Here is a 20,671-nt window from a genome sequence, read left to right as displayed (position 1 = left end):
TTAAACTGGTTTTTTTGAATTCATTTTTTGTAATTGTTTTCAAAATGGCTTCCCTGAAAAGAGGGTAAATAATAAAAAGAATGTTTCTAGAAGAGTATGATGTAATTGTTGTTGGTGCTGGTCACGCAGGTTCTGAAGCTGCTGCCGCTGCCGCAAATTTGGGTTCAAAAACTTTATTGGTTACAATGAGTTTGCAAAACATTGCCCAGATGTCTTGTAATCCTGCAATGGGTGGAATTGCAAAAGGTCAAATTGTTCGTGAGATTGATGCGCTTGGTGGTTATTCAGGAATTGTTTCTGATAGAACGGCAATTCAATTTAAAATGTTGAACAAATCAAAAGGACCTGCCATGTGGTCTCCGCGAGTTCAAAGTGACCGTATGCGTTTTGCCGAAGAATGGAGAATGATGTTAGAAGGAACACCAAATCTAGATTTCTATCAGGAAATGGTTAAAGGTTTGATTATTGAAAACGGAAAAGTAAAAGGAATTAAAACTTCGCTTGGAGTCGAGATCCGTTCTAAATCGGTTGTGTTAACCAATGGAACTTTTTTGAATGGATTGATTCATATTGGAGAAAAACAATTTGGTGGAGGTAGAGCAGGAGAAAGTGCTGCTCACGGAATTACCGAAGATTTAATCGAAGCTGGTTTTGAAGCTGGAAGAATGAAAACAGGAACGCCTCCACGTGTGGATGGTCGTTCTTTGGATTATTCTAAAATGAACGAAGAAAAAGGAGATGCAAAACCTTCTAAGTTTTCTTATTCGGATTTGACTTCTCCATTAACGCATCAACGTTCTTGTTATATGACGTACACTTCTAATGAGGTGCACAATATTTTAAGAGAAGGTTTTGATCGTTCTCCAATGTTCAATGGTAGAATTAAAAGTATAGGTCCAAGATATTGTCCTTCTATCGAAGATAAAATTAATCGTTTTGCTGATAAAGAACGTCACCAACTTTTTGTGGAACCAGAAGGTTGGAATACTTGTGAAGTTTATGTAAATGGTTTTTCAACTTCGCTTCCAGAGGATATTCAATTTAAAGCTTTACGTACAGTAGCAGGTTTTGAGAATGTAAAATTCTTTAGACCAGGTTATGCTATCGAATATGATTATTTTCCACCGACACAATTAAAACATACTTTAGAAACAAAGTTAGTTGAAGGTTTGTATTTTGCTGGACAGATTAATGGAACAACTGGTTATGAAGAAGCTGCTTCGCAAGGATTGATGGCTGGTATTAACGCGCATTTAAAAGTTCATGAAAAAGCACCTTTAATTTTAAAAAGGGACGAAGCTTATATTGGGGTTTTAATTGACGACTTAATTACGAAAGGTACAGAAGAACCTTATCGTATGTTTACATCACGTGCTGAGTATAGAACTTTATTGCGTCAGGATAATGCCGATTTTAGATTAACTCCAATGTCTTATGAAATAGGATTAGCTTCTGAAGCTCGTTTACGCAGAATGGAACGTAAATTAAACGAATCTGAAAAAATGGTTTCGTTTTTTAGAGAAACTAGTATTACGATAGGAGAGACCAATCCAATTTTAGAAGCAAAAGAATCGGCACCAATTTCGCAAGGCGATAAAATGTTTAAAATTTTCTCCCGTCCGCAAATTGATTTAGAAGATATGATGAAGTTTGAAAAAGTTCAAGCTTACGTTGCCGAAAATGATTTAGACGAAGAAATTTTAGAACAAGCCGAAATTCAGGTAAAATATTCGGGCTATATCGAAAAGGAAAGAAATAATGCTGATAAATTGTCCCGTTTGGAAGATGTAAAAATCCCTGAAGATTTTGATTATAATAAAATTAAATCGATGTCGATAGAGGCGAAGCAAAAATTAAATAAAATCCGTCCGGTAACTATTTCTCAGGCTTCAAGAATTAGCGGAGTTTCTCCAAGTGATATTTCGGTATTGCTAATTTATATGGGACGATAAGATTTGAGATTGTAAACAAATGCTAACGATTTTTGATTTAATGTGCAATCAAAAATCGTTAATCTATAATCTGCAATCAGCATGTTCCACGTGAAACTACGCTGTTAACCCTTATGAATACTAAAAAAAGTCTGTTTCTTTTATTTTTAAATTTAGCAAACTTTTAAACTGATTACTAAAAACGGACCACTGACCACTATAAAACTAAAATGGATATTTCAAATAAAAAACATTTTCTTACTGTAAAAGATCATTCAGTTTCAAAAGAAATCTTCGAATTATATTATGACGAAAATTTGGATATGTTGATTACACATCCACAACCTAGTTTAGAAAATTTAGGGAAGTATTACGAAAGTGAAGATTATATTTCGCATACGGATAACAAAAGATCTTTATTTGAAAAAGCCTATCATTTTGTAAAAGGAATTGCTTTAAAAAATAAATTGAATTTAATTAATTCTCAGCAATCCCAAAAAGGCCGAATTTTAGATATTGGTGCCGGGACAGGTGATTTTTTAATGGTTGCTAAAAATGACGGTTGGCAAACAGTGGGAATTGAACCGAGCGATAGAGCGAAGGGTATAGCAAAGAATAAAGGAATTTCTTTTGTTGAAAATACATCTGCTTTAGAAAATCATTCTTTTGATGTGATTACAATGTGGCATGTTTTAGAACATGTACCCGATTTAGAATTTCAAATCAAAGAACTGAAACGTTTATTAAAACCGGATGGGACGCTTATTGTTGCAGTACCTAATTTTAAATCTTTCGATGCTAAATATTATGATTCGTTTTGGGCAGCTTATGATGTGCCTATTCATTTTTGGCATTTTTCCAAAAAAGCTATTCAAATGCTTTTTGCAAAAGAAAATATGAAATTAGAAAAAGTGCTTCCAATGAAATTTGATTCTTTTTATGTGAGTTTGCTTTCTGAAAAATACAAAAACGGAAAAATGAATTTTATAAAAGCATTTTTTATCGGATTGCAGTCAAATTGGAAAGCAAAACAAAATTTAGAGTATTCTTCCTTAATTTACGTGCTAAAAAACAACCAAAACTCATTTTAAAGCCTTTTAAGAGGCTTTTTTTGTTTAAATAGTATTATTTGCTGTCTTTTTTTAGATTTATCTTTATTCTTAATTTATTTAATTCGTTTTTTATAGCAATAAATTATGGGTTTTGGTTTTATTATAGTAATTCTTAATAGTTTAAAATTTTCCCATTTTTTTGTTGTTTCTTAGGTTACTATCTATTTTTTTATATTTTTGCTTCAATCACATCAATTACACAATTTAATCACAATGAAGAAATTATTATTAATTATTGCAATTTCTATTTCAGTTGTTGCTTGTAACGACAAAACTGCCGAAGTTAAAGAAATGAAAACAGCTTATGTAGATACTTCGGAATTAATGAAGGAATATACAGAAGCAAAAGATCTTGAAGCAAAATATAAAGCACAATCAGAAGAAAAAGGGAGACAATTAGAAGCTGAAATTAATCGTTTTAAACAAGATGCTGCTAATTTCCAATCTCAGGCTCAAGCTAATGGTCAGGAATGGGCCCAAAAAAGAGGAGCTGAATTGCAAAAAAGAGAGCAACAATTAGGTTATGCTCAACAAGCTTTGGCACAACAATTACAACAAGAAAGTGGTGCAGAAATGGATACGCTTATCAAAGGAGTTAAAAAGTTTATTAAAGATTACGGTAAAGAAAAAGGTTATTCTTATATCTACGGAACAGGTGATGCTGCGACTATTTTATATGCAGAGGATAAATATGATATTACTAAAGATATCATTAAAGCTTTGAATGACAAATACAAAGCTTCTTCTAAATCAGAAACTAAAGCTGAAGAAAAGAAATAATTCTTTCTATAAATAATTAAAATGCCTTCATTTCTAATTTGAATTGAAGGCATTTTTTATTTACTTTTAGCTTTTAAATTATATTTAAGAAAATACTTATATTACTTATAAATGCAAACCTTATCAGAAGCCGCAAAATATACTTTACAGTTCATTAACCAAACCCAGCGTTCGGTTTTTTTGACTGGAAAAGCGGGTACGGGTAAGACTACTTTACTTCGGGAAATAATTGAAACTACGCATAAAAATACTGTGGTGGTGGCACCTACAGGTATTGCCGCTCTAAATGCCGGCGGCGTTACGATTCATTCGATGTTTCAATTGCCGTTTAGCGGATTTATTCCTTCGCATACTGCCGAATCTCAATTTTCCGAAACGGTCAAATTTGAAACTAAGGAAAGTTTGCGTAGGCATTTTAAAATGAACAGTTTAAAGAAATCGGTGATTCGAAATATGGAATTACTGGTTATTGACGAAGTGAGTATGCTTCGTGCCGATTTGCTGGACGCGATGGATTATATGATGCAAACCGTTCGCAAAAAAACGGCTCCTTTTGGTGGTGTTCAGGTTTTGTTTATTGGCGATTTATTACAATTACCCCCTGTGATTCGGGATGAAGAATGGCGTACTCTGCGTAATTATTACAAAGGGAAATTCTTTTTTCATTCGCATGTAGTTCAGCAAAGTCCGCCGTTGTATATCGAGTTGTCTAAGATTTTCAGACAGACGGATTCTAGTTTTATTTCGGTTTTAAATAATTTGAGGAATAACCAAATTACCCCTGAAGATGTTCAGACTTTAAACCAATATGTCAAACCCGATTTTGATTTAAAAGCTAACAAAGGTTATATTACCTTGACCACTCATAATGCTAAAGCCGATGCTATGAATGCACAGTCTTTGGAAGATTTGAAAGGGGAGTTAATTACGTATACACCTGAAATTACAGGCGATTTTCCAGAGAAAATTTACCCGATTGAATACAATTTGCAATTGAAAGTGGGAGCTCAAATCATGTTTGTGAAAAACGATTTGGCTTTCGAAAAAAACTATTTCAATGGCAAAATGGGAATTATCAAATCACTTTCAAGTCAGGAAATATTAGTTCATTTTCCGGAAGAAAATAAAACCATTGAAGTAGAAAGATACGAATGGCAAAACATCCGATACAAAGTCAATGCCTTAACCAAGGAAGTAGAAGAGGAGGTGTTGGGAACTTTTGTGCATTATCCTATCAAATTGGCTTGGGCCATAACCATCCATAAAAGTCAGGGTTTAACTTTTGACAAGGCAGCGCTTGATGTTTCGCAGGTTTTTATGCCGGGACAAGCGTATGTGGCTTTATCGCGTTTACGTTCGTTAGAGGGCTTAATTTTACTGTCTCCGTTGCGAATGAATGGTATTTCCAACGACCAGGATGTGATGGATTATGCCCAAAATAAAGCCACTGAGGAAGTATTGAAGCAATCTTTACATTTTGAAACTAAGAATTTTATTCATAATTATTTGATTAACTGTTTCGATTGGTACGATTTGGCTCAGGAATGGCGCAATCATAAATTCAGTTATTCGGATAAATCGGAAAGTTCTATAAAATCCAAAAATGCGCTTTGGGCAGCCAAACAACTTGCAACTATCGAATCGGTTTTGGATCCATCCAAAAAATTCATCATTCAGTTGAATAAAATTTTTGCCAATGAAACGGTCGATTTGATTCATGTTTCTGAACGTATTCAGGCTGCTATTGGTTATTTTTTCAAACCAATGGATGATTTGGTTTTTGAAATTTTATGGAAAATCGAAGAAGTCAAACGTGCTAAAAAAGCCAAAGCTTATTTTGAAGAATTATCCGAATTGGAAGAGTTACAATCTAAAGCAGTTCTGCGATTGATGAAAGCCAAATTACTTATCGAAACCGTCATGGCAGGAAAGGCTATTTCTAAAGAAAAACTCAGTTCGGACGAGATTAAAAAATATCTTTCAAGGAAAAAAGAAGCCATCCAAAATCAGTTCAAAGCAACCCATGTGAATTTGATTGAAGATGATGCGGATGTAGACCGTTATATTTCGAAGAAAAAAGATAAAAAGGAACCGAAAAAATCGACAGTTGAAGAGACTTTCGATCTTTGGATTGCCAAACATTCGATTGAGGATATTGCCAAAATTCGAACGTTAACGGTAAACACCATTCAGGGACATTTGGTCAAATTAATTCAGGACAAAAGAATTTCTATTAGCGAAATTTTGCCTCAGGATACAATTGATGAATTGGCGGAAGCCTTCAAATACTACAAAGAAGAATCGTTAACCCCAATGAAAGAACAATTTGGTGACAAATACAGCTGGGAAGAATTGCGAATGTTCAAGGCGAGTTTGAATTAGTTTTGGTAGACGAATTCCACTAATTCACTCGAACAGCATTGAGTTTAAATTTCACTAAAGAATTTATAATCAGAAATATTTGTGAAATTTTTAGCTGCTAATTGATTTGTGGAAATCCGTGCAATTCGTGGTTAATTAAATTTTTTATACTTTTGCAAAAAATTTTTCTAAACTTAAACTGTTTATAGCATGCAACTGTACAACACCTTAAGCGCAGAAGAAAGAGCTGAATTGATTGATCAAGCAGGTAAACAACGTCTTACGTTGTCTTTCTATGCGTATGCCAAAATTGAAGATCCCAAAAAATTTCGTGATGATTTATTTATTGCCTGGAATGCACTCGATGCACTAGGTCGTATTTACGTTGCACATGAAGGTATTAACGCTCAGATGAACGTTCCTGCCGAAAATTTTGAAGCTTTCAGAGAAACGCTGGAAGTGTATGATTTCATGAAAGGCATTCGCTTGAATGTAGCTGTTGAACATGACGATCACGCATTTTTAAAATTAACAATCAAAGTACGTCACAAGATTGTTGCTGACGGACTAAACGATGATACTTTTGATGTAACCAACAAAGGGGTTCACTTGAAAGCCAAAGAATTCAACGAAATTCTGGAAGATCCAAATACTATTGTGGTAGATTTTAGAAATCACTACGAGAGTGAAGTAGGTCATTTTAAAGGCGCTATCACTCCTGATGTAGAGACTTTTAGAGAAAGTTTACCTATTATCAACGAACAACTTCAGGACTTTAAAGAAGACAAAAATCTGGTAATGTACTGCACCGGTGGTATTCGTTGTGAAAAAGCCAGCGCTTATTTCAAACACCAAGGTTTTAAAAATGTTTTCCAATTGGAAGGTGGAATCATCAATTATGCGAAACAAATCCAGGAAGAAGGTTTGGAAAGCAAATTCATTGGTAAAAACTTCGTTTTTGATAATCGTTTAGGAGAAAGAATCACGGATGATATTATTGCACAATGCCATCAGTGTGGAAAACCATGTGATAATCATACCAATTGCGCTAATGATGGTTGCCATTTATTGTTTATCCAATGTGACGACTGTAAAGCAGCTATGGAAAATTGCTGTTCTACCGAATGTCAGGAAATCACGCATTTACCATACGAAGAGCAAATCAAACTAAGAAGCGGAAAACAAGTAGGAAATAAGGTTTTCCGTAAAGGAAAATCAGAAAGTTTGAAATTCAAACATTCAGGAAATTTACCAAACGCTGCCTTAGCTACTGCTTCAAGAACAAATGATATTCGCCAGAAAATAAAAGTAAAAAAGACCTTAGTAGGTAAAGCCGAGCATTATTATGTAAAAGCGGGAATTGGTCTTTTTACGATTGAAAACCAAGAATTGAATTTGGGTGATAAAATCCTTATCTCGGGTCCAACAACAGGAAATCAGGAATTGGTTTTAGAAAAAATGTTTGTTAATGGATACGAAGGAACTCAGGCTGTAGCTGGCGACAAACTAACATTTGCAGTTCCTTTTAGAATTCGTTTATCTGATAAATTATATAAAATTTTAGACTAATTTATCATGACATTGACGAATAAAATTGAGCTCATGGCTCCCGCTGGGAACTTTGAGTCACTTCAGGCTGGAATAGATAATGGTGCTGATTCGGTTTACTTTGGGGTAGAGCAATTAAATATGCGCGCCCGTTCGACAGTAAACTTTACCATAGACGATTTACCGGAAATTGCCCGACGTTGTGAGGAAAAAAAGGTGAGAAGTTACCTGACTTTGAACACCATCATTTACGATCACGATTTATCGGTTGTAAAAACTTTATTGAATAAAGCCAAAGAAGCCAATATTACTGCGGTTATTGCTTCGGACCAGGCAGTTATTGCTATGGCGAGAAGCATTGGAATGGAAGTGCATATTTCCACTCAGTTGAATATCACTAATATTGAAACTATTCGATTCTATAGCCTTTTTGCCGATACGATGGTTTTAAGTCGCGAATTGAGTTTGCGTCAGGTAAAAAGCATCACTTCTCAAATTGAAAAAGAGCAAATAAAAGGTCCCTCAGGGAATTTAGTAGAAATCGAAATTTTTGGTCACGGTGCCTTGTGTATGGCAGTTTCAGGTAAATGTTATTTGAGTCTGCATTCGCATAATTCTTCAGCCAACAGAGGTGCCTGCAAGCAAAATTGCCGCAAAAAATATACCGTAATCGACCAGGAGAGCGGATTCGAAATCGAGTTGGATAATGAATACATGATGTCGCCAAAAGATCTATGCACTTTGGATTTTCTGGATCAGGTAATCGATTCGGGTATTCAGGTTTTAAAAATTGAAGGTCGTGGCCGTGCTCCGGAATATGTGGCAACAGTAATCAAAACTTATCGTGAGGCGATTGATAGCTATTACGAAGGAACTTATTCGAAAGAAAAAGTGGCTGTGTGGATGGAAGCATTGAATACGGTTTACAATCGCGGATTTTGGGCCGGATATTATTTGGGTCAGGAATTAGGTGAATGGAGTGAAGTTCCCGGTTCTGTGGCTACCCAGAAAAAAGTGTATATTGGAAAAGGAACACATTATTTCCCAAAAGCCGAGATTGGTCAATTTAAAATTGAGGCTTACGATATTAAAATTGGAGATAAAATTTTAATTACGGGACCTAACACAGGAGCTCAGGAAATGCTTATTGAAGAAATGTTTGTGAACGATGCTCAAGCCGATAAAGCAACCAAAGGAGATGATTGTACGTTCAAATTGCCATTCCGAATCCGTATGTCGGACAAATTATATAAAATTGTGGAAGCCTAATGGTTATAGTTACCTTGCAAAGAGATAAATGTATTGGTTGTAATTATTGCGTAGAAATGGCTCCATTACAGTTTCAAATGTCTAAAAAAGACGGTAAATCAGTTTTATTGCATTCGCAAAATGCCAAAGGGTTTTTTACCTTAAAATCGCATGATTACAGCATTGCCGAAAGTTGTGAATTAGCCGTAAAAGCCTGTCCTGTGAAAATAATTACAATAAAAGAAACTTAGCTATTTGTCTTAGGATTACTACGCTTAATTACTGTCCATTTTAAAAAATATAATCAGACGACAATACTTTTATTGCAAAATTTGTATCTTTATGATTGGAAAAATAATCAAAATTGATTGTCAATATGTTGAAATACAGCATCAATAGTATTCAAATTATAAAATCAATTGCTACGTATTTAGTGTGCTTGTCAACTTATGGTGCATTTTCACAGTCTGCAGAAAAACAAATAATCCAGATTGAAAAAATGGAGTATGGCTATAACGCCAACATCGTGGAAGCAACAAATGGATTTGCACCCAATTATAATTTCCGAGTAATTTTGGCCACAGATGATGCAATTGCTGAAAAGATGAAACAAAGCATCCTTTCAGCAATAAATGCCCGTTGGAATGCCGTTGCCCTTAATCCCCAACTGAAATTGCGTCAGATTGACAACCTTTTCAATTCATCCAATTTCAAAACGAAATTAAGAAACAGAAAAAACGGTAGCTGGCATTTATTTTTTCAAATAATTGACAACGGTCCTTATCCAATAACTGATAAAAAAAAGAACGTGTTTTCAAACGTGTTTGATACCGGCCCATTATTCGAAAGTCTCGATAATGCCCCATATCATATGCGTTTCAAAGCATTAATTGTTGACGGAAACAACGAGTCCGTAATTTTTTCTAATGAAATGATGGTCGAAATGCAAAGGTCTTTGGTTCCTGATGGTAAAATTTTGCTTCGAAAAATTCCTGCACTTACGGAATCTTTTCTTCAGGCATTTGACAAAGCTGTTCAAATTTTTTTTTCCAGTACTCCACAAAAAGAGCTGAAACTGGAAGTTACACCAGCTTGCCTGTTTTTAGATGTTGATAAAACATTGGAAAAAGTTCAAAAACTAAATTTTGTTGCCAAAAATGACTCCCTAATAGAACAACTTCAATTAAAACAAGAATGGATAATTCAAAAAACTAAAATCCGAAAAACAAAAAGAGTAAATAATTTTGGGAATAACCTTTTCAATACCTCTCTTACCTTATTGTCCAGCTTGGAAACAGACAAAATAAGAGCAATAAGATATTTGGCAAAATTTGGTTTTATGGATGTCAATGACAATGTTTCCTATTTTTGTGAAATTCCTTTTATCGAAGAAACTCGGGAAGGGAAAGAACGCGAATTAACTAGGGATTCCAACGGAAATAAATCATACAACACCTACCTCAAAGGTCAATCTAGCACAAATCGGTTTATTGACCCAAAGCAAATATCCTATTTGATACGTGGCAAGGATACCATTGGCCATTTCAAAATTATAATAGGAAATAGTATAGATTCAAAAAATCATTTCTCGCAAAGTTGGGATGGAAAAAACGAATCCTCCATAAGCAAAATACCCGAATTTTGGAATAATTCCTCTTCAGAGCAAAATGGTACAACTCCTTATATTCTGGAAGGCGAACTCTACAAAATTCCTTTTGTGATTGAAAACAGCAAAGCCGGAAACCAAACTGATCTTGAGATTAATGGACAAGAAATGACAACCTTAAAAATCTATAATAAAAAGCCCGTTTTTGGCTTATTATATTCTACTCCAACTGATGAAAAAGTGTTTAACATTTTAATGATGCTTTCAACGCTGCGATTCAATTCCATTCTATAAAACAGTATCCTTTGAGTTTAAATTCAACCCATTACAGCATCTTTTGTAATGGGTTTTTTTAGTATAAATTTATGATTTATTGCTCTTTTGAACGGTTGTAACTTAAAACTAAAAAATACTATCTTTACACATTAATCGTTTTAAGAACTTAAGTTGCTTTTTTGCAACACTACATATAAAATTATGGCATGTACAAGTTGTTCAACTTCTGATGGTGGTTCACCTAAGGGTTGCAAAAATAATGGGACTTGCGGCACCGACAGCTGCAACAAATTAACGGTTTTCGATTGGCTTTCTAATATGAGTTTGCCTAATGGCGATGCCCCTTTTAATTGTGTTGAAGTCCGTTTTAAAAATGGAAGAAAAGAGTTTTTTCGCAATACCGAAAAATTGACTTTGAGTATGGGGGATATTGTTGCTACAGTAGCTTCTCCTGGTCATGATATTGGAATTGTTACGCTTACAGGTGAATTGGTTCGTATCCAAATGAAGAAAAAAGGAATCAATCCGGATGCGAATGATATTCCTAAAATTTACCGTAAGGCTTCTCAAAAAGACATCGATATTTGGACAGCAGCCCGTGATAAAGAAGAGCCAATGAAAGTACGAGCACGCGAATTAGCGATTGCTCAAAAACTAGAAATGAAAATATCTGATATCGAATTTCAAGGAGACGGTTCTAAAGCAACTTTTTATTATACTGCTAATGATCGTGTCGATTTTAGACAATTAATTAAAGACTTTGCTAAAGAATTCAATACCCGAATCGAAATGAAACAAGTAGGTTTCCGTCAGGAAGCGGCTCGTTTAGGAGGAATTGGTTCGTGCGGACGTGAATTGTGTTGTTCGACTTGGTTAACGGATTTCAGAAGCGTAAATACTTCGGCGGCGCGTTACCAACAATTGTCCTTAAATCCTCAAAAATTAGCCGGACAATGTGGAAAGTTAAAATGTTGTTTGAACTATGAGTTAGATACTTATATGGATGCCTTAAAAGGTTTTCCAGAATTTGAAACCAAATTAATTACCGAAAAAGGAGATGCTGTTTGTCAAAAACAGGATATTTTCAAAGGATTAATGTGGTTTGCTTATACCAATAATTTTGCCAATTGGCACGTTCTAAAGATTGATAAGGTTAAAGAAATTATTGCCGAAAATAAGTTAAAAAATAAAGTTTCATCATTAGAAGATTACGCTATTGAAGTGACTCAAGAGGTTGAAAAAGACTTCAATAACGCAATGGGTCAAGAAAGTTTAACACGTTTTGATCAGCCAAAAAGAAACAAGCGAAACAATAAAAAGGCTAAAAAAACAGTTGAAAGTACAGCGGCAACACCAAATGCTAAAAAACCGTCACATAAAAATAAACCATCTAATAAACCAGCACAGGGAGCTCCAACAGCTACAACTGAGCAAAAACAAGCAGGAGATAAAAAGTCCAAAGGACCTAGAAAACCTATAATTATTAAAAAAAATGAAGCTAAAAAATAGCGTTTTAATACTTTTAGTGAGCGTGTTCTTTTTGTCTTGTGATGACAAAAGGGTTTTTGATGAGTACAAGTCGGTAGGGAGTGCTTGGCATAAAGATAGTGTGGTTTCTTTTAACTTACCAGAATTGGATTCGACTAAAAAATACGATCTTTTTTTAAATATCAGGGACAATAATAATTATCCGTTTAGCAATTTATTTTTGATTGTAAGTTTAGAAAAACCAAATGGTTATACTAAAGTAGACACTTTAGAATACGAAATGGCGGCACCTGACGGTACCCTTTTAGGTAACGGATTTACAGATATCAAAGAAAGTAAATTGTACTATAAAGAAAATGTAAAATTTAGAGGAAAATACAAACTCCATATCAAACAAGCCGTTAGAGAAGGAGGAAAAGTTCCTGGAGTTACCCAATTAGAGGGTATTACAGAAGTGGGTTTAAGAATTGAAAAAAAGAATAAAAAATAGTTATGGCAGTTAAAAAGACAAATAATACAGAACAGGATATTAAATATTATGCTAAAAAATTCTGGAAGTTTTTCTTTTATGGATTAGGAGGCGTTTTTCTCTTTTTCTTATTTGCTTCCTGGGGTCTTTTTGGACCTATGCCTTCTTTTGAAGATTTAGAAAATCCAGATTCTAATTTGGCAACCGAAATTATATCATCAGATGGGGTTGTAATTGGGAAATATTTTCAGGTAAATCGTTCGCAATTAAAGTATTCTGATTTACCTAAAAATTTGGTTGATGCATTAGTAGCAACTGAAGATGAGCGTTTTTACGAGCATTCAGGAATTGACGGTAGAGGTACTTTAAGAGCTATTTTAAGCTTAGGGACAAATGGTGGAGCGAGTACTTTAACCCAGCAATTAGCAAAACAACTTTTTCACGGAGAAGGTTCTAAATTTCTACCTTTTCGTATCGTTCAAAAAGCGAAAGAGTGGATTATTGCTATTCGATTAGAAAGACAATATACTAAGAATGAGATTCTTGCAATGTATTGTAACGTGTATGATTTTGGAAATTATGCAGTAGGAGTGAGTTCGGCAGCTCAGACTTATTTTTCAAAAACACCTAAAGAATTAACGGTAGACGAATCGGCAATTTTGGTGGGTATGTTCAAAAATTCTGGTTTATATAATCCTGTTAGAAATCCTGTGGGTGTTAAAAACCGTAGAAATGTGGTGTTGGCACAAATGGAAAAAGCGGGTATGATTACCAATGCACAGAAAGAAAAATTACAAGAGTTGCCTATCAAATTGAAATTTAAATTAGAAAGCCATAGAGAAGGTACGGCAACCTATTTTAGAGAATATTTGAGAGATTATTTAAAAAAATGGGCCGAAACCAACAAAAAACCAGATGGTACGGACTACGATATTTACAAAGACGGTTTAAAAATTTATACTACAATAGATTCAAGAATGCAAGCCCATGCCGAAGAAGCAGTGGCTGCCCATATGGCGAATCTTCAAGAGGAGTTTTTTATAGAACAAAAGAATAACAAAAATGCTCCTTTTGTAAGCATAACCGAAAAGGAAACCAATCGTATATTAAAACAAGCCATGAAGGCATCTAATCGTTGGTTTATTATGAAATCAATGGAAAAAACGGATGATGAGATCATTGAATCTTTCAATAAGAAAGTCCCAATGACCGTATTTACTTGGAAAGGTGAGAAAGATACCATTATGACTCCGTTGGATTCTATCCGTTATTACAAACACTTTTTACAGGCAGGTTTAATGGCAATGGAACCACAAACAGGTCATATAAAAGCTTGGGTAGGTGGAATTAATTATAAGTATTTCCAATACGATCACGTAGCACAAGGAGCAAGACAAGTAGGTTCTACCTTTAAACCCTTTGTTTATGCCACCGCAATTGAGCAGTTAAATATGTCGCCATGTGATACCATTATTGATGCGCCATTCACTATTCCTGTAGGACGTCATCATGTAACTGAAACCTGGACACCTAGAAACTCTAATAACACTTATCTTGGAATGGTAACGCTTAAAAAAGCGTTGGCCAATTCTATTAATACGGTTTCGGCTAAATTAATTGACAAAGTAGGTCCTGAGGCGGTTATTAAATTAACGCACAAATTAGGGGTTAAAACTCAAATCCCTGCTCAACCTTCCATTGCACTTGGAGCGGTTGATATTACGGTTGAAGAAATGGTAGCAGCTTACAGTACATTTGCTAACCAAGGTGTTTATAATAAACCACAATTTTTATCCCGTATTGAAGATAAAAGTGGGGTAGTAATCTATGAGCCTATTCCAGAATCTCATGATGTGTTGAATAAAGATATTGCTTTTGCAGTAGTTAAATTGTTGGAAGGGGTAACCGAAGGCGGTTCTGGTTCTCGATTACGAACAGAATACGGAGGAAGTGGAGATAATAGATGGACTGGATATCCGTATATGTTTACTAACCCAATCGCAGGTAAAACAGGTACTACACAAAATCAATCAGATGGTTGGTTTATGGGAATGGTTCCAAATTTAGTAACTGGTGTTTGGGTAGGATGTGAAGACCGTTCGGCACGTTTTAAAAGTCTTACCTACGGACAAGGAGCTACGGCTGCCTTACCTGTTTGGGGGTATTTTATGAAATTGTGTTATCAAGATCCTAATCTTAAAGTGTCGAAAGAACCTTTTGAAAGACCGGCTAATCTTTCTATAAAAGTAGATTGTTATCAGCCAAGAGTTGTTAGAGATACAGTCGCTAAAGATACCGTTCAAACAACAGATGAATTTGAATTATAGAAGTGAAATAGAGAACCTCCCAATCGGGAGGTTTTTTTATGAATGTTAATGGACCACATTATTTTTTTTCATTTGAAAATAAAGCCTTATTTTTAATAAAAAAAGAAATCGATTCGTTATGATTAACAAAAAAGTAAATAACGTTCATGAGGCGCTCCAAGGAATTGAAGATTGTATGACTTTGATGTTGGGTGGTTTTGGATTATGTGGTATTCCTGAGAATTCCATTGCCGAATTGGTTCAAAAAGGCACCAAAAATCTAACTTGTATTTCAAACAATGCCGGAGTAGATGATTTTGGATTAGGACTGCTTTTGCAAAAAAAACAAATAAAAAAAATGATTTCTTCTTATGTAGGAGAAAATGCCGAATTTGAACGTCAAATGCTTTCGGGTGAACTCGAAGTCGAACTCATTCCACAAGGAACTTTAGCCGAACGTTGTAGAGCGGCTCAAGTAGGTATTCCTGCCTTTTTTACTCCTGCAGGTTATGGTACGGAAGTAGCCCAAGGCAAAGAAACCCGAGAATTCAATGGGAAAATGTACGTAATGGAAGAAGCTTTTCAAGCCGATTTTTCTATTGTGAAAGCCTGGAAAGGCGATATAGCAGGAAATTTAATCTTTAAGGGAACAGCCCGAAATTTCAATCCTGCCATGGCTGGTGCTGCTAAAATTACCATTGCCGAAGTGGAAGAATTAGTTGAAGCAGGAACTTTAGACCCCAACCAAATTCATATTCCTGGAATTTTTGTGCAACGTATTTTTCAAGGGGAGAAGTATGAGAAGCGAATTGAGCAACGAACAGTTCGTTCTAAGAAATAAATAATTTGAAAATGTGATAATTTGAAGATTTGAAAATGTTGTTGATTGATATTTTCAAATTTCCAAATTTCCAAATTGACTCATTACAATTATGGCTTTAACAAAAGAAGATATTGCAAAACGAATTGCTCAGGAATTACAAGACGGCTTTTTTGTTAATTTAGGGATAGGAATTCCTACGCTGGTAGCGAATTATATACCAGAAGGAATAAACGTCGAAATTCAAAGCGAAAATGGCGTTCTGGGTATGGGTCCTTTCCCTTTTGAAGGAGAAGAAGACGCCGATGTGATTAATGCGGGAAAACAAACCATTACTACACTTGCTGGAGCCAGTTTTTTTGATTCAGCAATGAGTTTTGGGATGATCCGTGGGAAACACGTCGATTTAACGGTTTTAGGGGCTATGGAAGTAGCCGAAAACGGAGACATTGCCAACTGGAAAATTCCTGGAAAAATGGTCAAAGGAATGGGTGGTGCGATGGATTTAGTGGCTTCTGCCGAAAATATAATTGTGGCCATGATGCATGTCAATAAAGCTGGAGAAAGTAAAATTCTAAAAAGATGTACTTTACCATTGACAGGTGTGGGTTGCGTTAAAAAAATCGTGACTGAATTAGCAGTTATGGAAATTACACCTAAAGGAATTAAATTGCTGGAAAGAGCACCTGGTGTTACAGTAGAGCATATCATCTCTGCCACAGAAGCAGAATTGCTAATTGAAAGCGATATTCCAGAAATGAAAATTAATTAAACTTACTTTAAAATCAAATGAAAAAAATTATTCCATTTTTTGTTTCTTTCCTTTTAGGATTGGGAACTTACGCACAAGAAAACGTTAATTTTTCAACACAAAAAGAAATTATTTCTCCCGAAATTAATCCTGATGGTAGTGTTGTTTTTCGATTAGATGCTAAAAATGCTACAACAGTAAAAGTTCAATGTGATTGTCTTCCAGAAGGTGGTTCATTAACTAAGGGAGAAGATGGAATTTGGTCACTAACCACAAAACAACTCAATCCTGAATTGTATAGTTATTCCTTTTGGGTGGATGGTGTTAAAGCTTTTGATCCAAATAATGCATTTTTAATACGCGATGTTTCCACTGTGGTAAATGTATTTTTAGTTGGCGGTGGCAAAGCTGATTTGTATAAAGTAACAGATGTACCACATGGTACAGTTTCAAAACGATGGTACACATCCCCAAATTTGAAAAGCACTCGTAGGCTTACCGTTTATACACCTGCAGCTTATGAAAATAATCAACTGACTTACCCTGTGTTATATTTAATGCATGGTGCAGGCGGTGATGAAAATGCTTGGATGGAATTAGGGCGTGCTGCTCAAATCATGGATAATTTAATCGCACAAGGCAAAGCAAAACCTATGATAGTTGTCATGACCAATGGAAATGCAGATCAAACTGCAACACCGGGTGAATCCAGTGAAGGATTTGTAAAACCTATTTTTATGCGTCCTGCTACATTTTCTGGAATGACAGAAGCCGCTTTTGGAGACATTATCCAATTTATTGAAAGTAATTACCGTGTAAAGAAAGAAAAAGCTTCTCGTGCCATTGCAGGTCTTTCTATGGGTGGAATGCACAGTTTAGTTATCTCAGCTAATTACCCTAATACTTTTGATTATGTGGGTGTCTTTTCTTCAGCCATGTTGCAACCTAAAGATTCACAAGCAACAGTGTATAGCGATTTTACTAACAAACTAAAAGCACAAAAAAACAATGGATTTAAATTGTATTGGATAGGAATTGGTAACACCGACTTCTTATTTGAAAGATCTAATGAATTTAGAAAACTATTAGACAGTCTAGAATTCAATTACCAATACCACGAAACAAAGGGAGGGCACACTTGGTCTAACTGGCGTGATTATTTATCCGAATTTGCTCCTTTATTGTTCCAATAAAATAAAAAAAACCGCTAATTCAGCGGTTTTTCTTTTTTAATAAGATGATTTGATTTTTATAAATTCTCAAAGAAATCATTTCCTTTATCATCAGTAATGATGAAAGCAGGAAAATCTTTTATGGTGATTTTTCGAACAGCTTCCATGCCTAATTCTTCAAAGTCAACTACTTCAACCGAAAGAATGTTTTCCTTAGCTAAGATGGCAGCAGGACCACCGATAGAACCTAAATAGAATCCACCGTAGGTTTTACAAGCGTTCATAACGTCTTTGGTGCGGTTTCCTTTAGCAAGCATTACCATACTTCCGCCATTTTTCTGGAACTCTTCCACATACACGTCCATTCGCCCAGCCGTTGTAGGTCCAAAACTTCCTGATGGCATTCCGTCCGGTGTTTTAGCAGGACCTGCGTAATAAATCGGGTGATTTTTAAAGTATTCTGGCATTGGTTTTCCAGCTGTCTAATAATTCTTTTATTTTAGCGTGAGCAATATCACGAGCTACAATCAAGGTTCCGTTTAATTTTAAACGTGTTTTGATTGGGTATTGAGATAATTTTTTAAGAATCTCACTCATTGGTTGGTTCAAATCGATTTCTACTGCTTCTTCCAAGTGAGGAGGAGTAGCAGGCAAGAAACGTTGCGGATTAGCTTCTAATTGCTCTACATAAATACCGTCTTTGGTAATTTTTCCTTTGATATTTCTATCGGCAGAACAAGAAACGCCTAATCCAACCGGACAAGAGGCTGCGTGACGTGGCAAACGAATTACACGTACATCATGCGTGAAATATTTTCCGCCAAATTGCGCTCCAATAGCACTTTCTTGGCAAATTTGTTGTACTCTTTTTCCCATTCCAAATCACGGAAAGCCTGACCAGCCATATTTCCAGTTGTTGGTAGGTTGTCATAATAACCAGCAGATGCTTTTTTAACTGCTGCTAAAGTCGCTTCGGCAGAAGTTCCACCAATAACTAAAGCCAAGTGATAAGGGGGACAAGCCGAAGTTCCTAAATCCATGATTTTAGCACGAATGAAAGCATCTAATGATTTTTCATTCAATAACGATTTTGTTTGTTGGTATAAGTAAGTTTTGTTAGCTGAACCTCCACCTTTTGCTAAAAATAAGAATTCATACGAATTTCCTTTTTTAGCATAAATATCGATTTGAGCTGGAAGATTTGAACCAGAGTTTTTTTCTTCAAACATGCTGATAGGCACAATTTGAGAATAACGTAGGTTTCTTTCCTGATAGGTGTTAAAAATCCCTTTAGAAAGCCATTCAGCATCGTCAACACCTGTATATACGTTTTCTCCTTTTTTAGCCATTACAATCGCCGTACCAGTATCCTGACAAGATGGTAATTGTCCGTCGATGGCAACTGCAGCATTTTGCAATAAATTGTAAGCTACAAATCGGTCGTTGTCGGTCGCTTCCGGATCATCAAGAATAGCACTTAATTTCTCTAAATGCGAAGTGCGCAACATAAAAGAAACATCTTTCATTGCTTCTTGCGAAAGTAACTCTAAGCCTTTTGGATCAACTGTTAGGATTTCTCTGTCTCCTAATTTTTCTAATTTTACGTAATCTGAAGTGATTTTGCGGTATTGGGTATCGTCTTTTAAAATTGGATAAGGATCCTGATAAATAAAGTCCATTAGTTTTTTGTTTTTTGACAAATATAAAAATTATTTAGCGTAGCCACAGTTTTTTGACAGCTGTGATTCCTTTAAAAAATCAAACTTTTTGTTATAAAATCAAATAAAAAGAGATGCTATTCAATAAAATACCATCTCTTAATTTTTACGATTAATGTTTTAAAAACTAGCCTAATAAGCTGGTAACTAAAAATAGAATTAGCAATCCTATGGCGATGTATTTAGTGTATTTTGACATTTTTTATTTGTTTAAATGAGTTTATAAATAGTAATTTTTGTAAAATTCAAAAGAATGAAAAATAGATTAGAAATCCTAGAACTATTGTTGTGTTAATCTGTTAAAATTGATTGTTTGAATATAATTCGTTTCCATGACAACGGATTATATTCTTGCGATATGTTCCGTTCCTACGGAACTCGGTTTCTTGCTATTTCATATCACAAACGGATTAAAATCCGTTGCTACAAAATGTTTCGAGCCGAAGGCTCTATGATATGTGTTAAATGTGAAAGTTCCGTAGGAACGACAAATATTGTAGAAACGGATTTTAATCCGTTGAAAACAATCAAATCCATTCAAATGAGAGCCTTAGGCTCGGTACATATATAATTTTTCATTTTATATCATATCCTGAAAAATATATCTTTCGTCAAATGGAACTTGGAATTTATCTAAAAACTCTAAATATTCTTCCTTGAAAGTTTGCTTTTTATGATGTTCTTCTTGATTAGCAACATAATTGTAAACTACATTAATTTGAGAATGACCATACGAAAACGCACCATAACCTTCCTGCCATTCAAATTTTGATTTGGTCAAATGATGATCATTAATGTATTTTGATGATTTTGCTTTTACCGTTTTCATTAATTCCGAAATTGAAACAACAGGTTTAAGACCCAAAAAACAATGAACATGATCTTCAACACCATTAACAATTATGGTTTTACATCCAGTTTCATTTATTAAATTACCAATTACGCCAAACAATGTAGATTTCCATTCATCAGCAATAACAGCTTCACGATATTTTACCGCAAAAACAACCTGAATGTAAATTTGATGATAGGTATTTGCCATAATTGTTTTTTATTGTTTTACATCATCAACGGATTAAAATCCG

General features: G+C 34.9%; 15 protein-coding genes and 1 pseudogene. 14 read left to right on the top strand and 2 right to left on the bottom strand.

The genetic code is table 11. The annotated features are described in order from the left end of the window. Positions 1-80: 80 nt before the first annotated feature. The 14 genes from mnmG to P5P90_RS09355 all read left to right on the top strand — a co-directional run bounded on the left by mnmG (position 81) and on the right by P5P90_RS09355 (position 17,889). On the top strand, positions 81-1,952 hold the full coding sequence (gene mnmG, locus P5P90_RS09420) for a tRNA uridine-5-carboxymethylaminomethyl(34) synthesis enzyme MnmG (RefSeq protein ID WP_278034457.1): 1,872 nt from the start codon (positions 81-83) through the stop codon (positions 1,950-1,952). 209 nt (positions 1,953-2,161) lie between these two features. Beyond that, complete coding sequence (locus P5P90_RS09415; protein WP_278034456.1) at positions 2,162-3,022, top strand: class I SAM-dependent methyltransferase; 861 nt, start codon at positions 2,162-2,164, stop codon at positions 3,020-3,022. Positions 3,023-3,256: 234 nt separating this feature from the next. Then, positions 3,257-3,823, top strand: a complete 567-nt coding sequence (locus P5P90_RS09410) for an OmpH/Skp family outer membrane protein (RefSeq protein WP_278034455.1) — start codon at positions 3,257-3,259, stop codon at positions 3,821-3,823. Positions 3,824-3,934: 111 nt separating this feature from the next. Beyond that, entirely contained in the window at positions 3,935-6,205 is a 2,271-nt protein-coding gene (locus P5P90_RS09405; RefSeq protein ID WP_278034454.1) for a helix-turn-helix domain-containing protein, read from the top strand. 189 nt (positions 6,206-6,394) lie between these two features. Continuing rightward, entirely contained in the window at positions 6,395-7,753 is a 1,359-nt protein-coding gene (gene trhO / locus P5P90_RS09400; protein ID WP_278034453.1) for an oxygen-dependent tRNA uridine(34) hydroxylase TrhO, read from the top strand. A 6-nt stretch (positions 7,754-7,759) separates the two neighbouring features. Next, positions 7,760-9,001 (top strand): peptidase U32 family protein, encoded by a 1,242-nt coding sequence (locus P5P90_RS09395; RefSeq protein ID WP_278034452.1) that lies wholly within the window; start codon positions 7,760-7,762, stop codon positions 8,999-9,001. Beyond that, entirely contained in the window at positions 9,001-9,231 is a 231-nt protein-coding gene (locus P5P90_RS09390; RefSeq protein WP_278034451.1) for a ferredoxin, read from the top strand. The genes P5P90_RS09395 and P5P90_RS09390 overlap by 1 nt, the downstream gene beginning before the upstream one ends. 113 nt (positions 9,232-9,344) lie before the next feature. Next, positions 9,345-10,880: a hypothetical protein gene (locus P5P90_RS09385; RefSeq protein ID WP_278034450.1), complete on the top strand. Its 1,536-nt coding sequence runs from the start codon at positions 9,345-9,347 to the stop codon at positions 10,878-10,880. Between the two features lie 183 nt (positions 10,881-11,063). After that, on the top strand, positions 11,064-12,371 hold the full coding sequence (locus P5P90_RS09380; RefSeq protein ID WP_278034449.1) for a PSP1 domain-containing protein: 1,308 nt from the start codon (positions 11,064-11,066) through the stop codon (positions 12,369-12,371). Further along, positions 12,355-12,840: a gliding motility lipoprotein GldH gene (locus P5P90_RS09375; RefSeq protein ID WP_278034448.1), complete on the top strand. Its 486-nt coding sequence runs from the start codon at positions 12,355-12,357 to the stop codon at positions 12,838-12,840. Before P5P90_RS09380 ends, P5P90_RS09375 begins: the two co-directional genes overlap by 17 nt. 2 nt (positions 12,841-12,842) lie before the next feature. Beyond that, positions 12,843-15,146 (top strand): penicillin-binding protein 1A, encoded by a 2,304-nt coding sequence (locus P5P90_RS09370; RefSeq protein ID WP_278034447.1) that lies wholly within the window; start codon positions 12,843-12,845, stop codon positions 15,144-15,146. Positions 15,147-15,264: 118 nt separating this feature from the next. Continuing rightward, on the top strand, positions 15,265-15,966 hold the full coding sequence (locus P5P90_RS09365) for a CoA transferase subunit A (RefSeq protein ID WP_278034446.1): 702 nt from the start codon (positions 15,265-15,267) through the stop codon (positions 15,964-15,966). A 91-nt stretch (positions 15,967-16,057) separates the two neighbouring features. Then, positions 16,058-16,717, top strand: a complete 660-nt coding sequence (locus P5P90_RS09360) for a CoA transferase subunit B (RefSeq protein WP_278034445.1) — start codon at positions 16,058-16,060, stop codon at positions 16,715-16,717. Between the two features lie 17 nt (positions 16,718-16,734). Next, a complete protein-coding gene (locus P5P90_RS09355) occupies positions 16,735-17,889 on the top strand; it encodes an esterase (RefSeq protein ID WP_278034444.1) in 1,155 nt (384 codons plus the stop codon). Between the two features lie 56 nt (positions 17,890-17,945). Here the strand turns inward: P5P90_RS09355 and P5P90_RS09350 are convergent. After that, positions 17,946-19,547: pseudogene (locus P5P90_RS09350) on the bottom strand (fumarate hydratase). Between the two features lie 619 nt (positions 19,548-20,166). Continuing rightward, on the bottom strand, positions 20,167-20,628 hold the full coding sequence (tnpA, locus tag P5P90_RS09345; protein WP_278034443.1) for an IS200/IS605 family transposase: 462 nt from the start codon (positions 20,626-20,628) through the stop codon (positions 20,167-20,169). Positions 20,629-20,671: the final 43 nt, after the last annotated feature.

The organism is Flavobacterium nitratireducens, assembly GCF_029625335.1.
GTDB lineage: Bacteria > Bacteroidota > Bacteroidia > Flavobacteriales > Flavobacteriaceae > Flavobacterium > Flavobacterium nitratireducens.
This window is presented reverse-complemented; position numbering and strand designations above follow the sequence as displayed.